The sequence below is a fragment of the Kocuria subflava genome, assembly GCF_012163155.1.
Taxonomy (GTDB): Bacteria; Actinomycetota; Actinomycetes; order Actinomycetales; family Micrococcaceae; genus Kocuria; species Kocuria subflava.
This window is the reverse complement of sequence record NZ_JAAVUN010000005.1, coordinates 26,080-47,670: the sequence shown is the minus strand read 5'-3', so window position 1 is coordinate 47,670 and position 21,591 is coordinate 26,080. Positions and strand designations below refer to the sequence as shown.

General features: G+C 65.1%; 15 protein-coding genes. 9 read left to right on the top strand and 6 right to left on the bottom strand.

Annotated elements, in window-relative coordinates:
- Nucleotides 1–113: 113 nt before the first annotated feature.
- The 4 genes from GTW58_RS04080 to GTW58_RS04065 all read right to left on the bottom strand — a co-directional run bounded on the left by GTW58_RS04080 (nt 114) and on the right by GTW58_RS04065 (nt 6,160).
- On the bottom strand, nt 114–1,115 hold the full coding sequence (locus tag GTW58_RS04080) for a hypothetical protein (RefSeq protein ID WP_119932585.1): 1,002 nt from the start codon (nt 1,113–1,115) through the stop codon (nt 114–116).
- 100 nt (nt 1,116–1,215) lie between these two features.
- Nucleotides 1,216–2,364 carry an NAD-dependent epimerase/dehydratase family protein gene (locus GTW58_RS04075; protein WP_119932586.1) on the bottom strand — a complete coding sequence of 383 codons (1,149 nt, stop codon included), beginning with the start codon at nt 2,362–2,364 and terminating at the stop codon, nt 1,216–1,218.
- Entirely contained in the window at nt 2,361–5,135 is a 2,775-nt protein-coding gene (locus GTW58_RS04070; RefSeq protein WP_232817989.1) for an alpha/beta fold hydrolase, read from the bottom strand. Before GTW58_RS04070 ends, GTW58_RS04075 begins: the two co-directional genes overlap by 4 nt.
- The gene (locus GTW58_RS04065; protein ID WP_119932587.1) at nt 5,132–6,160 is read right to left on the bottom strand and encodes a 3-oxoacyl-ACP synthase III; all 1,029 of its coding nucleotides are present in this window, start codon (nt 6,158–6,160) and stop codon (nt 5,132–5,134) included. Before GTW58_RS04065 ends, GTW58_RS04070 begins: the two co-directional genes overlap by 4 nt.
- A 158-nt stretch (nt 6,161–6,318) precedes the next feature.
- Between GTW58_RS04065 and smc the strand changes: the two genes are divergently transcribed.
- The gene (smc, locus tag GTW58_RS04060; RefSeq protein WP_119932588.1) at nt 6,319–10,071 is read left to right on the top strand and encodes a chromosome segregation protein SMC; all 3,753 of its coding nucleotides are present in this window, start codon (nt 6,319–6,321) and stop codon (nt 10,069–10,071) included.
- A 30-nt stretch (nt 10,072–10,101) separates the two neighbouring features.
- Here smc and GTW58_RS04055 read toward each other — a convergent pair whose 3' ends face one another.
- Together GTW58_RS04055 and GTW58_RS04050 are read right to left on the bottom strand one after the other, a co-directional pair.
- Nucleotides 10,102–11,286 (bottom strand): Fic family protein, encoded by a 1,185-nt coding sequence (locus GTW58_RS04055; protein WP_119932589.1) that lies wholly within the window; start codon nt 11,284–11,286, stop codon nt 10,102–10,104.
- 98 nt (nt 11,287–11,384) lie between these two features.
- Entirely contained in the window at nt 11,385–12,689 is a 1,305-nt protein-coding gene (locus GTW58_RS04050; protein WP_232817990.1) for an MFS transporter, read from the bottom strand.
- Nucleotides 12,690–12,802: 113 nt separating this feature from the next.
- Between GTW58_RS04050 and ftsY the strand changes: the two genes are divergently transcribed.
- The 8 genes from ftsY (at nt 12,803) to GTW58_RS04010 (ending at nt 21,591) form a co-directional block, all read left to right on the top strand.
- A complete protein-coding gene (ftsY, locus tag GTW58_RS04045) occupies nt 12,803–13,942 on the top strand; it encodes a signal recognition particle-docking protein FtsY (protein WP_119932590.1) in 1,140 nt (379 codons plus the stop codon).
- Between the two features lie 170 nt (nt 13,943–14,112).
- Nucleotides 14,113–15,417 carry an ammonium transporter gene (locus tag GTW58_RS04040; protein ID WP_047691795.1) on the top strand — a complete coding sequence of 435 codons (1,305 nt, stop codon included), beginning with the start codon at nt 14,113–14,115 and terminating at the stop codon, nt 15,415–15,417.
- Nucleotides 15,418–15,468: 51 nt separating this feature from the next.
- Nucleotides 15,469–15,807, top strand: coding sequence for a P-II family nitrogen regulator (locus tag GTW58_RS04035; RefSeq protein ID WP_119932591.1), 339 nt, complete (start codon nt 15,469–15,471; stop codon nt 15,805–15,807).
- A 180-nt stretch (nt 15,808–15,987) separates the two neighbouring features.
- Nucleotides 15,988–16,626 carry a GtrA family protein gene (locus GTW58_RS04030; protein WP_119932592.1) on the top strand — a complete coding sequence of 213 codons (639 nt, stop codon included), beginning with the start codon at nt 15,988–15,990 and terminating at the stop codon, nt 16,624–16,626.
- 131 nt (nt 16,627–16,757) lie between these two features.
- Complete coding sequence (gene ffh / locus GTW58_RS04025) at nt 16,758–18,383, top strand: signal recognition particle protein (RefSeq protein ID WP_119932593.1); 1,626 nt, start codon at nt 16,758–16,760, stop codon at nt 18,381–18,383.
- Nucleotides 18,384–18,408: 25 nt separating this feature from the next.
- Nucleotides 18,409–18,891: an NUDIX domain-containing protein gene (locus GTW58_RS04020; RefSeq protein ID WP_119932594.1), complete on the top strand. Its 483-nt coding sequence runs from the start codon at nt 18,409–18,411 to the stop codon at nt 18,889–18,891.
- A 35-nt stretch (nt 18,892–18,926) separates the two neighbouring features.
- Nucleotides 18,927–20,141 (top strand): hypothetical protein, encoded by a 1,215-nt coding sequence (locus GTW58_RS04015; protein ID WP_157980455.1) that lies wholly within the window; start codon nt 18,927–18,929, stop codon nt 20,139–20,141.
- Nucleotides 20,142–20,166: 25 nt separating this feature from the next.
- A complete protein-coding gene (locus GTW58_RS04010) occupies nt 20,167–21,591 on the top strand; it encodes a sensor histidine kinase (protein ID WP_157980456.1) in 1,425 nt (474 codons plus the stop codon).

Genomic DNA, 21,591 nt, shown 5'->3' with positions numbered 1-21,591 from the left:
CTGATACCAACTTGGGCACGGAAAAATGCGCTGAGACTGATGCGGCGAGTATTTTTCCATGCCCAAGTTGCAGGGTGGGGCGCGGTGACGGTCACACCCACCGCTTGCCGTGCTCAGCGCAGGTATTGCTCCCGGACCTTCAGGCCCTGGTCCAGGTCATTGAGCACGCCGTCCATGAACAGAGTGCGGTGCCGTTGATCTGTTGCCATGGACGCCACAAAGTTCAGGCCCGCAAAGGCAGCCAGGACCAGACAGACTTTCAGCAACTCCTGGGTCAGCGGCAGGCCGGGCATCAGCCATGGGAACACAATGTTGGGGTCCTGGGAGATCCACTGTTTGATGGTGGCCACGGGAATGGACAGCATTCCAAAGCCCACCAGGAAGATGAACACCAGAACGCTGAAGATCCCCGCCTGGATGGTCACCACCAAGGACGGCACGGCAAGGATGTTGGCTCGTTCGCTGCAGCGGGTGCGGGTGGTGGAATCCCGCAGATGATCGCGCAGGTGTGAGTCGCCCACAATGTCTGCGGTCACCACCACGTTGAGCACGTTGGCCAGGATCACCAGGACTGCTGCGGTGAGGGCCACATTGAGCCAGGAAATCCCGACTGCGATCTGCCAGATGTTGGAGTTGTAGAACAGGAAGAGCAGGACCAACATGAGCAGCGGCAGCACCCGGATGATCATGGCGCCGATGCTGGTGAGCTCCTGCAGGATCCGTTGCATGACCCACAGTGTGATCACGCCCAGTCCCAGATAAGCGCCGGCCAGCACAATCGCCACGGTGACCGCTGAACTGATCAAGTTGAGTAGAACTCCTGACTGCCAGGAACTGGTCAGGGCCGCGGCCAGAATCAGCACCAGCCCGAGTGCGCTGATCAGCAGCTGACGAGTACTGCCGCCGCGAGTTGCCACGGCGGTGACGGCCTGGACCATCAGCAGCACTCCCAGCACCACCAGCACGGGGCCGGTGTAGGGCACCAGTGTCCGCAAGCGGTGCCGTGGGCGCACCACCAACGGCAGCCCGTGCCTGCGCAGAGACTCCGCACGTGCATCGTGCGGATCAGGGTGGATCTCACGGACCCGCAGACGCCTGATGGCTGTTGACTTCATGTCACTTCAAGGGTTGCTCAGAACAAAAACTTCCGCATGGAAAAGGACAAATCCTGATGTGGGATTGCACTTCTCCATGCGGAAGTTGCGGAACAGAGACTCAGTTGCTCTTGCGGCGGATCTTCTCCATGCGCTCGTCCTGCATTTCCTGCACAACGGGCATGGGGTTCTGCGTGTAGTAGGCCTTCATCCGGGACATGCCTTCCTCAATGCTCACGGAAGGCTTCCACCCCAGCACGTCATGCGTGCGTTTCTGATCGAACCAGTGGGCCGTGGAGAGCTGTTCAGCCAGGAACTCGGTCATGGGGGGTTCATCCTTGCCAGGCTTCACTGCCCAAACCTTCTCAATGACCTTGCCCGCGAACTTCACGATCCCTGCCGGCACCTTCCGGGTGGGAGGTGCCACGGACCCGGCCTTGCACATGAGCGCAATGATCTCGCCCACCGGGCGCGGTTGCCCGTTGGTGACCACGAATGCTTCACCGTGGCTGACCTCGATCCGCTCCAAGGCCCGGACAATTGCCTCCGCGGCGTTGTCGATGTAGGTGGTGTCGATCAGCGCAGCGCCGTCGTCCAGCAGCGGCAGTCGACCCCGTGCGGCACGGTCCACGATCCGCTCCACCAACTGGGTGTCACCGGGTCCCCACACAATGTGCGGACGGATGGCAGCCACCCGGAACTTGGGGGAATCGGCTTCCAAGGCCAACAGCTCAGCGGCGGCCTTGGACCTGGCGTAGTTGCCGCGGGCGTGGCGGGGGTCGGCAGGTTCAGCGCCATCACCCTGGATGGACTCGCCCGTATGGGCCACGGAGGGTGAGGACACGAACACCACGTTGTGGGCACCGGCCAGCCGTGCTGATTCTAAAACCACACGGGTTCCGGTCACATTGGTGTGCACGAACTCGTCCCAGTCCCCGGCAAAGGAGACCTTGGCGGCCAAATGGACGACGTCATCCACCCGCTCCAGTGCCGCTTCCACGGCATCCGGATCCGTGATGGAGCCCAGGACCTGCTCTATCCCGTCCTCCTGGGCCAACGGCGCTGGGCTGCGCTGCATGATGCGCACCTGCCAGCCACGGTCACGCAGCAGGCGGGCCACCGCGGCACCGAGCATTCCGGAGGCACCGGTCACCAGGACGCGGCGGCCCTGGCCACTCAACTCGGAAACGTTCTCCAGGTCAGCGGGCGTGGCGCGGTGGGCGCGGCGCGGGGCATGGGCTTTGGCGGGAGTGGTGGGGGTGTGGCTCATGGGTTCTTGATCTTTCCCCCGCCAAGGGCACTTTCGGCCCATTCGGCGAGCAGGGTTCGGTCAATCTTGGAGTTGTGGCGCACATCCGTGGGGTGGGCCCTGAGCACCAGTACGGCAGCCAGATCCAGTCCGGTGGCTTCAACGACGGCGGCGCGCACCTTGGCGGCCAACGCCGGCCGGGCCAGACCCACGGAACGTGACGCAGGTTGGGTTTCGCACACGGCCACCGGGACCTGAGCGCCCTTGCGCCCCACACCCACGATGGCGGTGCGCCCGATTCCGGGAACGTCGCCGGCCGCGTGTTCGGCTGCAACGGGGGCCACCACACCGGCGGCGGTGTGCAGCACGTGGCTCAAGCGGCCTTCCACCCACAGGCGACCCTTGGCATCAAAGTGCCCGACGTCGCTGGTGGAGTGCCACCCAGCCACCCGCGTGGATTCGTTCTCCGTGATCCACAGGTTGTCGTAGCGGTCCTTCATGTGAGGAGCCTGCGCCACGATTTCTCCCAGCACACCGGGTTCTTCCGTGAGATCACCTGCAGGGACGCCGTCGTGATCCAGCGGCCGGATGCGGATGGTGGCGCCGGGAACGGGGGTCCCCACGCAGACGCCGCTGCCGGCACCTTCAACACGAGGGCTGCCGTGCAGACCGGACTCGGTGTCCTGCGGCTGTGCGTCCACGGCGGCCTCACGGATGGTGGGCAGATCCACGTCCGTCAGCGGCAGGCACTCGGTCATGCCGTAGGGCGTGTGCAGCACCGCGTTGGGCAACAGGTCCTGCAGATCCTCCAGCAGGGTGGGCGGCAGCGGAGCACCTGCTGAGAGCATGAGCTTGACGTTGCCCAGTGCTTGGCGCTGGTGCTCGGAGAGTTCACCCTGAGTGGCCAGGATGTTGACGATTGCCGCGGGGGAGGCGAACACGGAGGTGGCCTCAATGGCGCCGGCGGCATCTGCCAGGGCTCGAGCCGTGAGGGTCCGGGGCTTGGTGACATCCATGTCAGGGGTCACGGAAGCCGCACCCATGGCCGGAGCCAACAGGGCGAACGGTGCAAAGGCGGCCACCAGGCCGGTCCCGGGACGCAAACCGCACACGGCAGCCACTGCATCGCGCATGGCAGCCATCTGACGTTGGGTGTAGACCACTCCCTTGGCGGGGCCCGTGGATCCGGAGGTGAACAGCACGGCGGCATCAGCTTCCGGGTCCAGCTCCGGGAACGGAATGGGCTGGGACTTGGCCAGCTCCGGCACCGTGTGCTCAACACCCAGAGCCTTGGCGCGCACAGGATCCATGCCGGTCACGCTGATCCGGGTTCCCGGCCAGCCGAAGGCCTTGGCAGCAGCCAGCGCCCGCGGGATGCCCACCAACCACTTGGGGGAGGCGCCCTTCAAGGCCCGGGACAGTCCCTTGGCCCCCAGACCTGTGTCTGCCACCACAATCACAGCACCGATGCGGAAGCAGGCGTAGATCATGGTGGTCAGATCGGTGCCCGGGGGAACCATCAGGTTGATCCGGTCCCCGGGTCGAACGCCCACGTTCAGCAGCCCGGAAGCAATGCTGTTGACGCGCTGATCCAACTCGGTCCAGGACAGCCGCTTCTTCACGGCAGGTTCGTTGTTGTTGGTGGCCGGGCCCATGTCAGCGGTGGCCACCTCCCAGGCGTGAGCCTGCTGTGCGGCACGCTCGCTGAGGCCCGTGTGGAAGGGTTTGAAATCAGCGGGCAGGGGATCGGAGGTCCCGCCGGGACGTGCTGCCTGGTGCTGCTGGCGGTGCGTGGTGTCATCCACGAACGTCTCCGTGAGCCACCGCATGATCGGCTCCTGGACCGAACGGTCCTGGGGCAACAGATGGTTGGCACCCTCATAGCGGTGCACGGTGGCCTGGGGGAGGCGCTGCATCAGGTCCTGCAGATACTGCTCCTTGAACACCGGGTCCTTGGTGCCCCACAGCAACAGAGCCGGCACGGTGGCAGTGGCCACCCAGGCAGCGGTGCGCTCATAGCGGGAGTTGGACGGGTGGCCCTCGAACGCGGGAATGTCCGCCACAAAGTTCCGAATGCCCTGACGGCGTTCGGCAGTGGCGTAGGGGGCCTCGAACGCGTCCTGGATCTCCTCCGGAATGCCTGAATCCACCAGCGTCACGGAAACGTTCAAGAACGCCTTGGACTTGGAGGTCAGGGAACCGTGAACAGCTGGGGCCAGGGCCAGGCGCAGCGGCGCGGGGATGGGCCCCGTTGCAGGATCGTGGTGAACGGCCGTGTTGGTCATGATGATCCCGGCATGGGCGCGGGGATGCAGCTCCGCCCACCCCATGGAGATCAATCCACCCCAGTCATGGGCAAGGGTGACCACGCGGTCTTCGTCGTCGAGCCCCAGGGCGGCGGTGAGATCACTGAGGTCCTGGATGCGGTCCTCGTAGCGCCGGTTCAGCCCGGTGCGCTCGGAGAAGCCCATGTCCAGGTGATCCACGGCCACCACGCGCCACGGGTGTTCGGCTTCCGTGGCCGCCGTGATCACATCGCGCCAGAGGTAGGACCAGGTGGGGTTGCCGTGGACGGCCAGAATGGTGCCCACCGGCTGTTTGCCTTCTGCCTCCAGCACGGAGATGTTGTCCAGTACATGCCAGCGCCGCAGGCGGCCACGAACGGGCTCACATGCCGCGTTGGATGCCACCTCAACCGTGGTGGACCACCGGGGATCAAGACCCAGAAGCCCAGTGTCCGTGAAGGGCAGGTGGGGGGTTGCAGTTGCGGATGTGTTGCCCGAGTGACTCACCAGTCGATCTCCATGAAGGTCGCGTTCAGTCCGGATCCCACACCCATGGCCAGAACCCGTTGCCCGGGTTGGAAGGCACCCTCGGCCTGCTGGGCCAAGGTCATGGGCAGTGCTGCTGCAGCCACGTTGCCCCAGAAGGGGAAAGTGCGCGGCAGCTTGTGCGACGGGATGCCGATGTCGTTTTCGGTCTTGTCCGTGTGAGAGGTGGAGACCTGGTGGGCGATCACCCAGTCGAAGTCATCCCACTCGAAACCCTGCGTGCGGGCTTCTTCCCAGGTGGCGGTCAGCAGGCCCACACCGTGCTTGAGCAGGCCGGAGGCGTCTGTGAACATGCCGTCGAACCCGCCGATGCACAGTTCGTGGTGTTCGGTGGCCGAGCGGGTCACGGAGGTGCGGATGCGGTGACCATCAGGGTGGGCATCAGCCTTGCCCACCACTGCAGCCGCTGCGCCGCAGCCCAGGGTCAGGGTGGCGAATTCGCGAATCACATCCGCGCGCGTCACACTCGGCTGCTTGAGGCGTTCAAAGGCCTCCCGGTGCCAGCGGGTGGGATCCTCACCGGCCACAACCACCGCGTAGTCCACGGCACCGGCATCCACCATGGTGGATGCCACGGTCAAGCCGTTGACAAAGCCCAGGCATGCGTTGGTGATGTCAAAGTTCAGGGTTGAGGACGGCATTCCCAGTCGGGCGTGCTCAAAAACGGACAGTGCGGGCTCGTAGCCGTCGCGGGTCACCGAACAGTTGACCAGCAAACCCACCTGATCCGGGGTGACACCGGCCTCGTCCATGGCGGCCTGGGCGGCTTCCACGGCGCCGTCGGTGTAGTGGCGGCCCGGGGACCACTCGCGGTGTTCCTTGACACCGGCCAGACGCTCGAGCAACCCGGTGGGCAGCTTGAGACGTTCGAACGTCTCAGCGAGCTTCTCATCGGCAGTCTCCGACTTGACGACCACATCCGCCTCTACCTTCTTGATGGACAAGAGGGAGGCGTTCTGGTGGCGGATGATCGAGTTTCCTGGCAAAGCACGGCGCTTTCTTCGAACGGACTGGGGACAGCTTGGGCCAGTCTAACGATCGGTGGGAAGCCCCCTGCGCATCGGTGCCTGTGTTCTCCCGTGGCGGAGGCGGTGCCACCCGGGCGTTAGGATGCTGCCGACCCCCTGACTAGGAGAAGACCCCCGTGCACTTGAAGACCCTCACCGTGCGTGGCTTCAAGTCCTTCGCCTCCGCCACCACCTTTGAGTTCGAACCAGGGGTGACCTGTGTGGTGGGTCCCAACGGGTCCGGCAAGTCCAACGTGGTGGACGCCCTGTCCTGGGTCATGGGGGAGCAGGGTGCCAAGACCCTGCGCGGCGGCAAGATGGAAGACGTCATCTTTGCGGGGACCTCCGGGCGCCAGGCGTTGGGGCGGGCGCATGTTTCGCTGACCATTGACAACACCGACGGCGCTCTGCCGATCGAGTACACGGAAGTCACCATTGCCCGGACCCTGTTCCGCACCGGTGGTTCCGAATACGCCATCAACGGCCAATCCTGCCGACTGCTGGACATCCAGGAGCTGCTCTCCGATTCCGGGCTCGGCCGGGAGATGCACGTGGTGGTGGGGCAAGGCCAGTTGGATCGCATTCTGCACGCCACCCCGGAGGAACGCCGCGGTTTCATTGAGGAGGCTGCGGGGATTCTCAAGCACCGGCGTCGTAAGGAACGCACGGTGCGCAAGCTGGAGGGCATGCAGGTCAACCTGGATCGCCTGGAGGACCTGCTGGCTGAGATCCGCAGGCAGCTCACCCCGCTGGGACGCCAGGCCAAGGTGGCCAGGCGCGCCCAGCGCATCCAGTACGACGTCCGGGACGCCCGTGCGCGTCTGCTGGCCGATGACCTGGTGCAGGCGCAGTCGGCGCTGGCCGTGGACGTGGACACCGAGCGGCGGCTCAAGGAAGAAAAGGAGGCCGCAGAGCGCGACCTGGCCACCGGCCGCACGCGTCAGGAGGAGTTGGAGACACGCGCCGCACAGGCCACACCGGCGGTGACCGCAGCCCGGGAGACCTGGTACGAGCTCACCGCGGTGCGCGAACGCCATCGGTCCTTGCAGCAGGTGGCCTCCGAACGACGACGACTGCTGGGCACCGCCGAGCAGACCCCCTCCACCGAACGTGATCCCGAGCGACTGGCCGATCAGGCACGCCGCACCCGCGAGGAAGAACAGCAGATGCTGGCTCGGGTGGAGCAGGCCGTGGACACCTTGGCTGTGGCCATCCAGGACCGGGAGGACAGCGAAGCCGAGGCCAAACAGGCCGAGGCTGCCGTGAGTGCCATCCTGCGTGCCGCGGCAGATCGCCGCGAGGGCATGGCCAAACTCTCCGGTGGCGTGGGATCGGCGCGCTCGCGGGTTGAGGCAGCCGAAAACGAACTGCAGCGCCTGCGGGAGACCGTGGGGCAGGCCGCGTTGCGCAGGCAGAAGGCTTCCGGTGAAGTGGATGCCTTGCGGGTTGCCGCCGATGACACGGCGCAGGCACTGGAACGTGCCCGCGACTCACGGGAGCAGGCCGTCGAGGCCTTTGAATCCGCCCGTGATGCCGCGCGGCTTGCAGACACCGCCAGAACGGAGGCGCTGCGGGCCCATGACACCCAAGCAGCCCGCGCGGAGACCTTGCGGGCCTCGGTACGCCAGCCGGATGGATCTGATGTGGTGCGCAGCCGGGCTCCGGAATCCGTGGTGGGCGCTGTGGCTGAACTGCTGGCGGTGGAACCGGGCTGGGAGAAGGCCGTCACTGCGGCCCTGGGACCACTGGCCGAGGCACTGGCAGTGCGGTCTCACACGGCGGCAGCCACCGCTTTTCAGGCACTGCGGGAGTCCGGGTCCGGCCGTGTCCATGTCCTGGTGGCAGGCACCGGGTCAGGTGAAGTGTCGGATGCTCTGCCACCGGAGATCCGTCGACTGGCCGGAACTGTGCCCGCCGTCGACGCCGTGCACGCCACCACCGGCGCGGAATCGGAGGCCGCTGAGGCGGTGGCGCAACAGGTGCGCGCGGAACTTGCCCGAACGGTCCTGGTCAACGACGCCGCAACGGGGTTGCGTCTGATCACCGAACACCCCCAGGTGCGTGCCGTGACCCGCCACGGCGATGTGTTTGCCCCCCACAGCGCGTGGGGTGGGGCCACGGAGGCCGCCGGTTCTGTGGAGACCCTGGCCCGTGCCGAAGAAGCGGAAACCCTGTTGGCGGAACTGGCCGCCACCTTGCAGGAAGCCACCACGGTGGCCCAGGCCGCCCACGGCGAACGCGATCAGCTGCGCCCCCAGGCAGAGGTTGCCCGCAACGCGTTCCAGGCGGCAGAACGCGAGCACCAGCAGGCACAGGCTGCGTTGTCCCGCACGGAGGCCGTGCTCACCTCAGCCCAAGCCGAATCTGAGCGATTCGACCGGCAGGTCAGCCAGGCTCAGGACCAGGTTGCTGCCCATCAACGCGCCCTGACGGAGGCCGTGAACCGGCTGGAGGCCGCGCAGGACACCACGGATGCAGAGGCTGATGAACAGCGGCATCTGCAGGCCGTGGCCACCCGGGATGCCGCCCATGACGCGGCATCCAAGGCTCGCGCTGCCGAGACCGAGGCCAGGTTGGCACTGCGCTCGCTGGAAGAACAGGCTCGTGCTCTGGGCAACCGTGCACATTCCCAGGAGCGGGCGGCTGCGGCGGAACGGCGGGCCCGGGAGGAAGCCGCCCGGCGGGCAGAACGGCGGCGTCTGCAGGCGCGCAATGCCGAAGCCGTTGTGGCGGCGGTGGGCCAGATTCTGGTGCGGATCGATGACTCCGTGGACCTTGCGGAGTCCGAGCGGGCGCGCGCAGAGCACCTGCGCGCGCAGATTGATGCCGAACTGCAGTCCGTGCGCACGGCCAATGACTCCCTGGCCACCAAGGTCCATGAACTCACGGACAGCGTTCACCGGGACGAACTGGCGCGGGCGCAACAGCGTGCACGGATCGAAGCCTTGGAGGCCAAGTCCCTGGAGGACCTGGGCCTGACCCCGGATGCCCTGGTGGAGAACTACGGGCCGCATCTGCTGATTCCGGATGCCGATGCCGTGCTGGAGGCGGCTCAGTCCCGGGATGAGCGGGCGGCCGCGGCCGCGGCCCGGCGTGAGCTGGAAGCCGAACGGGACGGGATCGACCCGGCCGAGCCGGAACCTGCCCCACAGGAACCGGAAGACCGTGACAGGCAATCACCGGACAGCGACGACGGCCACCACGCCCCGCCCGAGGACCTCATGGGCAGGCCCTACGTCCGTGCCGAGCAGGAAAGGCGGCTGGCCGCAGCAGAGAAGGACCTGACCAAACTGGGGCGGGTCAACCCGCTGGCCCTGGAGGAATTCGCCGCCCTGGAAGAACGCCATTCGTTCCTCTCCGAGCAGCTGGAAGACGTCAAGAAGTCGCGTGCGGATCTGCGCCAGATCATCAAGGACGTGGACGAGCACGTGGAGAAGGTCTTTGCCGAGGCCTGGCATGACGTCGAACGTGAATTCACCGGTGTGTTCGCCACGCTGTTCCCCGGTGGTGAAGGGCGCCTACGACTGACCGATCCGTCCGACTACCTGACCACGGGCATTGAGGTGGAGGCCCGTCCCGCCGGCAAGAAGATCAAACGGCTTTCCCTGCTCTCCGGCGGTGAGCGCTCCCTGACGGCCATTGCCATGCTGGTGGCCATCTTCAAGGCCCGGCCCTCACCGTTCTACGTCCTGGACGAGGTGGAGGCAGCCCTTGATGACCGCAACCTGGGGCGATTGTTGACCATCATCCGGCAGCTGCAGGAATCCTCACAGTTGATTGTGATCACCCACCAGAAGCGCACCATGGAAATCGCCGACGCCGTCTACGGGGTCACCATGCGCGACGGCGTGACCACCGTGCTGGGACAGAGACTCAAAGAACTGCGGTGACGTGCTCGACGGGCCACCCACAAGGAGCCGTCAGGTGCGGTCCCTGCGGCCGGCCCGGGCAGCGAAGGCATCGATGGCCTGCAGGACCTCGTCATTGCGCCAGAACGGTCCGAGCTGGTGCTCGGTCTTGTTCTTGAGGATTCCGGCCTCGACCAATGCGTTCAACGGCGGATAAACGTTGGGTTGTTGCACACCCAGGGCTCGAGCTGCAGCTGCCGAGTTGAGCACGGGGCGTTGGGCGATGACGTCCAACAACTTCCAGGCATTGCTGTTCTTCCGCGCGGTCAAACGATCATCCCAGCTCTTCCGGATCGCTTGGATCTCGGCAACCAGTCGGGAAGCATTCGCCACCGCGCGCAGGGAGGCGTGGGCGAAGGCGTCGATCATGGGAGCGATCTCGCCGTTGCGGTAGGCCGTCAGCGCCGCGTGGTAACCGCGGACGTCAGCCAGAAGGCCCGCGGACACGGGAACGGCAACGTTGCGTGTCACGCCGTGGCGACGCAACATCGATTGGGCGATGGCCCGCCCGGTTCTTCCGTTGCCGTCCGTGAAGGGATGGATGGTCTCGAACTGTGCGTGCGTGATCGCCACGGAGACCAGAGCAGGTATGTCCGTGCGGAGCCCGAACCTGACCAGGTCCTCGATCAGTTCGGGAACCCGCTCGTGACCGGGGGCCACGTAGTCGGCTCCGGCCGGTGAGTCGGAATGGGTCCCGATCCAGACCGCCTCCTGCCGCCATTGCCCGGGAGCGTGGCGTGGTTGAGAGGCCAGCAGGGTGGCGTGCATCTGCAGTATTGAAGTGGACGAGAAGTCACCGGCAAGTTCAAGGGCGGCTTGGAGTGCCCTGGTGTTACCGGCGATCAGCTCCGCGTTGCGGCTGCGCTTGGCGCCGAGCTCGGCGCTGAGGATGAATCGAGCGCTTGCGTTGAGGTTTTCGATCTGTGATGACGATGATGCTTCCGAGCGCAGCAGGACGGGGGCCGATGATGCGATGCTGCCGCCCTGAGCAGCGTCAAAACGGGCCAGCTCCTTCTCCGCCTCGAGCGCCAACTGGGTGGTGCGGGAGTCCAGGTTGGGCTGGAGAGCACCGATGTGCGGCGGGACGGCGGCACGATAGGTGAAGGGATGCGTGGCCGCGCCGGCCCTGGGGAAGACCGAGGCAGCGGGGTGCCAGGTGAGTTCCTCGTACTGCAGTGCGGGCCATGAAGCAGCCAACGGTTTCCCCTCACGGTTGCGGTGCAGCGGATCAAGTCATAATCCGCACAGGGCAACTTTATGACTTTCGGCGAAAGTCATAAAAAACTGTTCGTTGATTATGACTTTGGGCCCGGAGCCGGGGCGTCGTCGTCCTCGGTGCCGTCCCGTACGGGAACTTGCGGGATGGAGCCGGTGGGCACGGCGTCGACGTCCTTGCGTTTGGTGGTGTCCGTGACCGGAATCCAGGCCAGAGCGGCCAGGATCAACATGAGTCCGGACAGGCCGAACGCCCAGCCGAAGCCCGTGGCGTCCACGATGGCACCGGCGGCAACGGGGCCCACGATCTGCCCGGCGTCCATGGACATCTGGAACCGTGCCAGGACCTGACCACCTGAGCGGTGCGGCCCCACCACGTCCGCCACGGCGGCCTGCTGTCCCGGGTTCAGGGTCCCGGAACCCACGCCGGCCAGGAACGATGCCACGGCGAACAGGTACACGTTCTCCGTGACACCCACCACGATGGTCATGGCGCCGGCCACCACCAGACCCGTGATGACCAGCGGCTTACGGCCCAGCTGATCAGCCAGCCTCCCCGTGAAGGTCAGTGCCACCGCGGAGCCTGCAGCGTAGATGGTCAAGGCGATACCGGAAAGCACTGGACCGGCACCAAAGGCAGCAGCCACCAACAGTGGCACCAACGCCACGCGGATGCCGTAGGAGGTCCAACCGTTGGCGAATCCAGAGACCAGTGCTGCCCGGTACGGACCGAACTGCCACGCCTCCCGGAACTCCATACGCGGCTGCGCGGCCCGGGACGCCCTGTCTCCCAGGGCCTCCGGGGCAATGCGACGGAAGACCACGGCGGCGGCAATCAGAATGGCCACACCGTAAATGATGAACGGTGCCCGCAATCCGATCCCGGCCAACAAACCACCGATCACCGGACCCAGAATGCCGCCGATCAGAAACGTGGAACCGTACAGACCGGAGATTCGGCCGCGCTCGCTGACGGGGGAGAGCCGCACGATCAAACCCATGGCAGAGACAGTGAACATGGTGGACCCAATGCCGCCCAGACCGCGGAAGAGCAACAACTGCCAGTAGTTCGCAGCGAACGCCGTGGCAAAGGAGGACAGCGCCACAATCACCAAACCGGTCAGGTAGGTCCGACGCTCACCGATCTTGTCCAGAATCCGTCCGCCGGCCGGTGCAAAGATCAAGCGGCAGAAGGCGAAGGCTGAGATCACCGCGGAGGCCGCAGCCACGCCGACGTTGAAGCTGGACGCGTACTGGGGCAGCACGGGAACCACGATGCCGAAGCCGATGGCGATGGCAAAGGCCGCTGCAATCAGAACCTTGACTTCCTGCGGAATCGGTTCCTTGGGCGTACGCGGTTTGGTGGAGCGTCTGGTGAGGGGCACGCGAGCAGTCTAGGAGGGGGATCCTCCCGGGCCTCTCGCGTTCGCCGGAGGCCGATCGCCACGTGCGCCGTGGCCTCCGGCCGTGATGCAATAGCCATGTGGACCAGATACCCATGTTTGTGTACGTGATTGTTGCCGTTGTCATCCTGGCGATCCTGGGATTCGTGCTGCTGCGCGGCCCCAAGGCACCTCCGGGTGGCTACGAGTCCACCCGTGACGCCGATGATCCCGCCCCCGGTGGCAGTGGGGATTCCAACGACGACGTCGCGCCCACCTCCACGGAAGATGTGCCGGCTGCGACCACCACCAAACGCAAGGTGGACCGCCCGGAATCCGTCTCCTCCCGTATGGCGCGTCTGCGCGGCCGGTTGTCCAAGTCCAACAACTTGTTCGGCCGTGGCCTGCTGGCGCTGCTGTCCCGGGACCGGATCGATCAGGACGTCTGGGACGAGATCGAAGAAACCCTGTTGTTGGCCGACCTGGGTTCTGAGGCTTCCATGGACCTGGTGGAGGCGCTGCAGAAGCGGGTCAAGGTTGAAGGCACCCAGGATCCCGTCCGTGTCAAAGCCATGTTGCGGGAGGAACTGCTCACGGTGGTGGATCCCACCATGGACCGCTCCCTGGCCATTGAGCGCAAGGACCTTGCTCCGGCCGTGATACTGGTGGTTGGTGTCAACGGAGTGGGCAAGACCACCACTGTGGGCAAGCTGGCCCGTGTGCTGGTGGCAGAGGACAAGGACGTCGTACTGGGTGCAGCGGACACCTTCCGTGCGGCGGCGGCCGACCAGCTCCAGACCTGGGGCAACCGAGTGGGTGTTGTCACGGTGCGTTCGGAGACGGAAGGCGCGGATCCGGCGTCGGTGGCTTTTGACGCGGTGAAGGTGGGCATTGAGGCGGAGTCCGACGTCGTGCTGCTGGACACCGCAGGCCGATTGCAGAACAAGGCCGGGTTGATGGATCAGCTGGGCAAGATCAAGCGCGTGGTCTCCAAGGCGGCAGAAGTTGACGAGGTCCTGCTGGTGATCGATGCCACCACCGGGCAGAACGGCATGGTTCAGGCCAAGGTCTTCTCCCAGGCCGTGGATGTCACCGGCATTGTGCTCACCAAACTGGACGGCACGGCCAAGGGCGGCATTGTGGTGGCCATCCAGCGTGCACTGGGTGTACCGGTCAAGCTGATCGGCTTGGGGGAGGGCCCGGATGACCTGGCACCTTTTGACCCCGAACAGTTCGTGGACGCTCTGCTGGACTGAAGTCCCCACCAGTGGCGACACACGCCCGTCACACAATCACAACTGTGGAAACACCACCGCAACACTGAATTCCGGGACAGGAAACATCCCCACCCTTGAATGCTGGTGAATCAATCACCGCGGTCCAAGAGCTCACTCGGACCGGCATGAAGGGAGGCAGCGTGGATCAGATCACGCTGACAGCTGCAGATGTGTGGACCGTGGTGGCTTCGGCCCTGGTCTTGTTCATGACGCCTGGCCTGGCGTTGTTCTACGGCGGCATGACGCGCGCCAAAGCCGTGTTGAACATGATGCTGATGAGCTTCATCTCCATCGGGATGGTCACCGTGGTGTGGGTGTTGTGGGGTTACTCGATGTCCGGCGGGGATTCCATCCTGGGCGGCCTGGTGGCCGATCCCACCTCTGCCTTCGGCTTGACCAACCTGATCGGCACCAGTGACCTGCTGGGGGCTGCTTTTGGAGCAACCTTTGCCATCATCACCGTGGCCCTGATTTCCGGTGCCATTGCCGACCGCGCCAAGTTCGGTGCCTGGGCCGTGTTCGTCCCCATCTGGGCCACCCTGGTCTACGCCCCACTGGCCTTCATGGTCTGGGGCGGGGGCCTGCTGACCGAGGACGGTGCGATCGGCTCACGCTTTGGTGAAGCCATCGACTTTGCCGGTGGTCTGGTGGTGCACATCAACGCCGGTGTGGCCGCCGTCATCCTCATCCTGGTTGTGGGAGCACGCCAGGGCTTTGGCAAGGACCCGAACCAGCGCCCGCACAACCTCCCGCTGGTCATGCTGGGTGCTGCCATCCTGTGGTTCGGATGGTTCGGGTTCAACGTGGGTGCGGCCAGTTCCCCGGAACAGGCCGGCCTGATCCTGGTCAACACCATGGCGGCTCCGTCCGCGGCCATGCTGGGCTGGTTGTTGACCGAACGCATCCGTGACGGTCACGCCACTTCCCTGGGCGGTGCCTCCGGCGTGGTGGCAGGCCTGGTTGCCATCACCCCCGCCTGCGCCAACGTTTCCCCCGTGTGGGCCATGGTGCTGGGATTCGTGTCCGGCATCTGCTCCGCCATTGCTGTGGGCTTCAAATACCGCCTCAAGGTGGATGACTCCTTGGACGTGATCGGCGTTCACCTGGTCTCCGGCCTGGTGGGCACCATCGCCCTGGGATTCGTGGCCCTGCCCTCTGAGGGTACGGCCGGATTGTTCTACGGCGGTGGCTTCGGCCTGCTGGGCACCCAGATCCTGGCGGTGGTGATCTCCGTGCTCTACTGCGCTGTGATGACCACCGTGATCGCCCTGGTGATCGACAAGACCATGGGCTTCCGCATCACCCAGGAGGAAGAGATCCAGGGGATCGATGTCACCACCCACGCCGAGTCCGGATACAACTTGGCAGGCGATGCCGCCGGTTCCTTCCTGCCCCGCACCACCACAGGTGCCTCGATCCGCCCCAGTGAAACAGGTGCCGGGTCTGCGCACTGACGCGCCGTGACCTGCCGAATCACCTGATGCACCAACTGAGATAGGAACCCAATGAAACTTGTCACAGCAATTGTCCGCCCGGAGAAGTTCTTGAACATCAAAACGGCTCTGGAGGACTACGGCATCCAAGGCATGACTGTCCAAAACGTCCACGGATACGGTCAACAACGTGGCCACACGGAGGTCTACCGCGGTGCCGAATACACCGTTGACCTCCTGGAAAAGACCCGAATCGAGATCCTGGTGGAGGACTCCCAGGAGCAGGACGTGGTGGGCGTGTTGATGGTTGCCACCAACACCGGCCGCGCCGGCGACGGAAAGGTTTGGGTCACAGACGTTTCCCAGGTAGTTCGCGTCCGGACCGGAGAACGCGGGGAAAGTGCCATCTGACAGGCTGTTTTGGCGGTCATGACCACCACGGCGGTGGGCCCGGGTGAACCTCCGGGCCCATCGCCGTCGTCAACATCACATGCTTCTTTCCGTCAGCAAGCTTGTTCTTCCCTAGACTTTTCGGGCAGTGACAGATTGCGCGTGGAGGCACCAGGCGCGGGTGAAAGGTGAATCCGGATCGTGACTGGATGGAAGCAGAACGCAACGGCGCTGCGTGAGAAGTACAGCCGCCAGATGCGTTTCCTGGCCGTGGGTGGCACGTGTTTTGTGTTGACCGTGGTGCTGAACTTTGCCCTCAAGTGGACGGTGCTCAGCAGCAACCCCACCACCTCCATGATCATCGCCACCACCGTGGCCAGCATCGTGAGCTACCACCTGAACAAGAAGTGGACGTTCTCCGAACAGGGCAGCCACAACTCGGGGCTGGAGATGTTCCTGTTCGCGGTCGTGTGTGGAGTGGGGATCCTGCTCAACAGCGCCCCGGTCTACATCTCCCGCTACGTGATCGGTCTGGAAACCCCGGCCTACAGCCTGCTGGTACAGGAGACCGCTGACTTCATTGCCGGTCCCATCCTGGGCACGGCCATCGCCATGATTTTCCGGTGGTGGGCCATGGACAAGTTCGTCTTCCCCAAGGTGCGCAAGGTGGTTGTGGCAGAACCGGCCGGGATGGATGAACAAGGCCGTCAGCGTTACGTGGCCACAGTGACTCCGTTGAACACTGCGGAGATCCGCATCCAGAAGGCCCGTGCCACCGCACCGGCTGCAGCAGCGGTGTCCGCCACAGAATCTGAAGACGCCCAGCGCATCTCTGCCTGACTCGAATCCGCCAGGACCTGTGAAGGTTGTTAACCTGGTGCATTGTTGCCCACCAAGGCACTGGGGCCCGACCACATGTCGGCCCGGTGGTGGTGTGGCACCCCTGACCCGTACCGCACAGCGAGGAATCCGTGTTCAACTCCCTCTCCGATCGCCTGACAGCCACGTTCAAGAACCTGCGGGGCAAAGGCAAACTCACTGAGGCTGATGTTGATGCCACCGTGCGGGAGATCCGCCGCGCGTTGTTGGACGCCGACGTCGCCGTGCCCGTGGTCCGTGAGTTCACAGCAGCCGTCAAGGAACGTGCCTTGGGGGCTGAGGTCAATGAGGCCCTGAACCCTGCCCAACTGATCGTCAAGATCGTCAACACCCAGCTCCAGGAGATCCTGGGTGGGGAGACCCGCAGGATCCGGATGGCAAAGTCCGGGCCCACGGTGATCATGTTGGCCGGTCTGCAAGGTGCTGGTAAGACCACGCTGGCCGGCAAGCTCGGCAACTGGCTGAAGTCCCAGGGCCACCGCCCCCTGTTGGTGGCTTCTGACCTCCAGCGGCCCAACGCCGTGACCCAGTTGCAGGTGGTGGGTGACCGTGCAGGTGTTCCGGTGTGGGCACCGCACCCCGGCACCACCTCCGAGTTCGATGACCCCACGGGCGATCCCGTGCAAGTGGCCCGCGACGGTGTGGCCCATGCGCGTGCCAAGCTCTTTGACGTGGTGATCGTGGACACCGCCGGTCGTCTGGGCGTGGACCAGGCGCTGATGGCGCAGGCCCGTGACATCCGTGACGCCGTGGATCCGCAGGAAGTCCTGTTCGTGATCGACGCCATGATCGGTCAGGACGCCGTGCAGACCGCCCAGGCCTTCAACGAGGGCGTGGACTTCACGGGCGTGGTGCTCTCCAAGCTCGACGGCGACGCCCGCGGTGGTGCCGCCCTGTCAGTCGCCTCCGTGACGGGCAAGCCCATCATGTTCGCCTCCACCGGCGAGGGTGTGAAGGACTTTGAGCAGTTCCACCCGGACCGCATGGCCAGCCGCATCCTGGACATGGGCGATGTTCTGACCCTGATTGAGCAGGCCGAACAGAACTGGGACCGGGCCGAGGCCCAGAAGATGGCCCAAAAGTTCGCCGATCAGGAGGACTTCACCTTTGACGACTTCCTGGTTCAGATGCAGCAGCTCAAGAAGATGGGCTCCATGAAGAAGCTGCTGGGCATGATGCCCGGCATGGCCGGCATGCGTGAACAGATCGAGGCTTTCGACGAGTCCTCGATCGGCCGCATCGAGGCCATCATCCGCTCCATGACCCCGCACGAACGTGCCGCTCCCAAGATCCTCAACGGCTCCCGCCGCGCGCGTATTGCCAAGGGTTCCGGTGCCACGGTCTCTGAGGTCAACCAGCTCATGGAGCGGTTCATGCAGGCCCAGAAGATGATGAAGAAGATGGCCCAGGGCAAGGGGATTCCGGGAATGCCCGGCGGTATGCCCGGAATGGGCGCAGGCGCCGGTGGTGGTGCGGCCATGCCGGGAATGGGGGGCATGCCGCCCATGCCCGGAATGGGTGCAGGTGGCAAGGGCAAGGTCAAGAACGCCAAGGGCAAGAAGAAGGGTTCCCGTTCCGGCAACCCGGCCAAGCGTGCGCAGGAGAATGCAGCCGCCACCACCAAGCAGTCGGTGGCCGGTTCGGCCTTCGGCGCACCCGCCCAGCAGGAACCGGATCTGAAGGATCTGCCCAAGGGTTTTGAGAAGTTCCTGAAGTGACAACACGGAAGGTCAGCGCCGCGCCATGAGTTCCCATCTGCCTGAGGACGAGCTGAAGACATTCATCGATTCCTTGCCAACTCGCCGTTTGGCTTCGGCCGCAGTGATCCGGGATGAGGCCGGGCGAGTTCTGCTGGTTGAACCCAATTACAGGGACGGGTGGACTCTGCCCGGCGGCACCACCGAGGCCGGGGAGGACCCCCGGACCGGCTGTTTCCGTGAAGTGCTCGAGGAAGTGGGGCTGCAGCTTCCGGAAGGCCGCCTGCTGCTGGTGGCGCACGGGATCAATCAAGGCATCTGGGGAGACTCGGTCTCCTTCTTGTACGACGGCGGTCAGATCCCGTCCAACACCACCATCACGGTCCAGGAGGAGGAACTGCTGGGTCATGCCTGGGTGGATCCCCAGGATCTGGACGGCTACCTCTCACCGCGCGTGGCGGACCGCGTCCGTTCAGCCATCAACTGCATCGCCGATGGCACCACGGTGGAAGTCGGATCCCTGCACTGAGCTGACACCCAGAGCCCCCGAGTACCATGACCGGCATGACCACGCCCTCCCACCTTGCCGGATGGAACATTCTGCCGTTGGCCGTCCGCATTGACGGTGTCCAGCCGTACTCACTGCCAGGCGATCTGCCCGCAGTCACGGACAAGCCCGCCGAGTTGGTGCCCACCGCGCGCGGGATTCGCAGCGTCCTGGACCACCACCGCGCCGTGGCCGCCTGCGCTGAAGGCCCGTCCTACCTGCAGGTTGCGGTACTGGTGGACGACGACGGTCGGACCGCCTCCGTGGGCCAGGACGGTTCTGTTGTGGCAGGGGATGCCGTGGAGGAGTTGGCGGCCACGGTTCACCGCATGACCGGGCAGAGCCTGGAGCCACTGCACCCACATCTGCGCCGCGCCCTGGTGGTTCATCTGGACGCCCCGGACCTGCCGGTACTGGCTGCAGCCTCTTCGGTGACGTTCTCGGCGATCTCTCGGGATGGATGGTCCGTGGTGGTCACTGATGACGAATCCGGCTGGTGGGCGCTGCGCACCGGACTGGCCGAGCCCGCCATCGCGTTGTCCTCGGACGGTGCTGCCAGGTCCCTGGAAGTGCTGCTGGGGGACCAGGACCCTGCCGGGTACACGGACAAGGACCAGGCAGATGCCGTGTGCGGTCTGTCCTGGGGTCCCCAATGGACGGCAGTCTCCGTTGCGGAGGATTCCAGCGCTGCGGCTGAACTGACCCGGGAAGTGGTGGGAATCTGCGCCTCACGCACCAGCCAGGTCCAGATCGAATCCGTGGCCTCGGTTTTTGATCTGGATCCAACGGACACCAAACGCCTGGCCAACTACGTCCACGGGGCCTCCAGCCCGCTGGTCCTGGAATCCGTGCTGCAGTTGCTGGAGTTGCCCGTGATCGCCGCCAAGGTGGTGGAGGGCGCCAAATCCTTGGAGGAACTCGACGATGCTGCCAGGTATGAGCCGTCGTCCCTGCCGGAGGCCTGGATCCAGTCCCTGACGCAGGAGCCCACCGCGCACGGCCTGGGAGCTTCGGTGCACCGCACCGTGCTGCGCCGTCCAGAACTGTTGTTGGCGGTGGCGGGAATGCAGGTGGCGGCTGGTACCGGGCTGGCTGCTCTGGCTCGCCGGGCGGGACAAGCGGCTCCTGCCCTGGGCGCACTGTCCGCTTTGGCCTTTGCCGATGCTGCCGGCACCACTGCGCTGTACTCGGTGGCTCGCAAGCGCAAATCCCAGAAGCCGGACGCGGTCTGAGGAAGTGGGCCACCAACCACCTGCCATGTCCCCAACTGCAGCAGAGCCCCAGACCTTTCTCCAACGCTTCACCACCCAGGGCGGGCTGGTGGCCGTCCTGGGAGATCCCACGGCTCCGGACTGGGAGAGAGCCTCACCGGGCAGAACGGGTTTCCGTCGGGATCTGATCGGTGCCCTGGCCCTGACCCTGGTTGGCTTCGTGGGGCTGGCTCTGACAGAGAGCTACGCGGGGGTGCTGGAGGATCGGCCTCGGTGGTGGGGATACGCCGCCATTGCAGTCATCACCCTGCCCTTGATCTGGAGGCGGAGCCATCCCATCGCTGCCCTGTCCGTGGGCACCGTGGCCTACATCGCGGGGGCCTACGCCAACGGCCAGGTCGCGGCTCTGCAAACCACCTTGGTGGCGTTCTTCACCTACGTGTACGCCGCCGTGGCGTGGGGCAAGTCGCGGCAGGTGGTGGCGGTCGCCGTCGTGATGCTGGGGATCGTGATCGGCGTGTGGCTGCTGATCGACTTGACCATCTCCTCCAGCTACCGGGATCTGGTGGCAGAACTTGGCAGCGCTGACGGACCGTTCGATCCGCTGACCGGGTTCACGCTGTATTACATCCTGGTCAACGTCGCATTCTTCGGCGGAGCAGTCTATGCAGGCCGTGCCTCCTGGCGGGCGGCGCTGCGCAGGCACCGCAATCAGGAACAGGCACGAACCATCGAGCGCCAGGCCCAAGAACTTGCCCGCCGGGCGGTGGTGGATGAACGCCTGCGGATCGCACGTGAACTTCACGACGTCATCGCCCACCACGTCTCTGCCATCGGCATTCAAGCCGGTGCCGCTCGCATGGTGTTGGACACCGACCCTCAAGCGGCCCAGACTGCGCTGAAAACCGTGGAAGGATCCAGCCGCCAGGCCGTGGCCGAGACTCGTCAATTGCTGGGGGTGCTGCGAGACGACCACAGCGGGGCCACCGAGTTCCTGGGGCGCGGAATCAACGACCTCGAGGAACTCGTGCGTGAACACGCCCACCTCGGCCTGGCCGTGACACTTTCCACCGCGGTGGCCGACGACGTCGATCTGGACCGTCTCCCACCGGCGCTTGGAGCGTCCATGTACCGATGCGTCCAAGAATCCCTGTCCAACGTCCTGCGTCATTCGACCGCACGCCGGGTTTCCGTCACCCTGCGATCCCTTGGTGAGCAACACTCGCAGGCACTGGAAATCGAGGTCCTGGACGCAGGCCGGCCCCGACCCAGCGGCAGCGGAAGTGGCTATGGTCTGGTTGGTCTGCGCGAACGGGCCCAATTGCACGGTGGCAGCTGTGAATCCGGTCCGCGGACCCCGGGCCCTGGATGGCGAGTACGATTCACATTCCCCGTCTCGGCCCAAGCAGGCCCTGATGAATCTCCGAGGCCATTCGGAGCAGGTTCGACCGTTCCAATGAAAGGCTTGTGA

What these genes read in the sequence shown, in the direction of transcription:
- GTW58_RS04080 (WP_119932585.1), bottom strand. Translation starts at nt 1,115, where the DNA reads ATGAAGTCAACAGCCATCAGGCGTCTGCGGGTCCGTGAGATCCACCCT.
- GTW58_RS04075 (WP_119932586.1), bottom strand. Translation starts at nt 2,364, where the DNA reads ATGAGCCACACCCCCACCACTCCCGCCAAAGCCCATGCCCCGCGCCGC.
- ftsY (WP_119932590.1), top strand. Translation starts at nt 12,803, where the DNA reads ATGTTTGTGTACGTGATTGTTGCCGTTGTCATCCTGGCGATCCTGGGA.
- GTW58_RS04035 (WP_119932591.1), top strand. Translation starts at nt 15,469, where the DNA reads ATGAAACTTGTCACAGCAATTGTCCGCCCGGAGAAGTTCTTGAACATC.
- GTW58_RS04020 (WP_119932594.1), top strand. Translation starts at nt 18,409, where the DNA reads ATGAGTTCCCATCTGCCTGAGGACGAGCTGAAGACATTCATCGATTCC.
- GTW58_RS04015 (WP_157980455.1), top strand. Translation starts at nt 18,927, where the DNA reads ATGACCACGCCCTCCCACCTTGCCGGATGGAACATTCTGCCGTTGGCC.
- GTW58_RS04010 (WP_157980456.1), top strand. Translation starts at nt 20,167, where the DNA reads ATGTCCCCAACTGCAGCAGAGCCCCAGACCTTTCTCCAACGCTTCACC.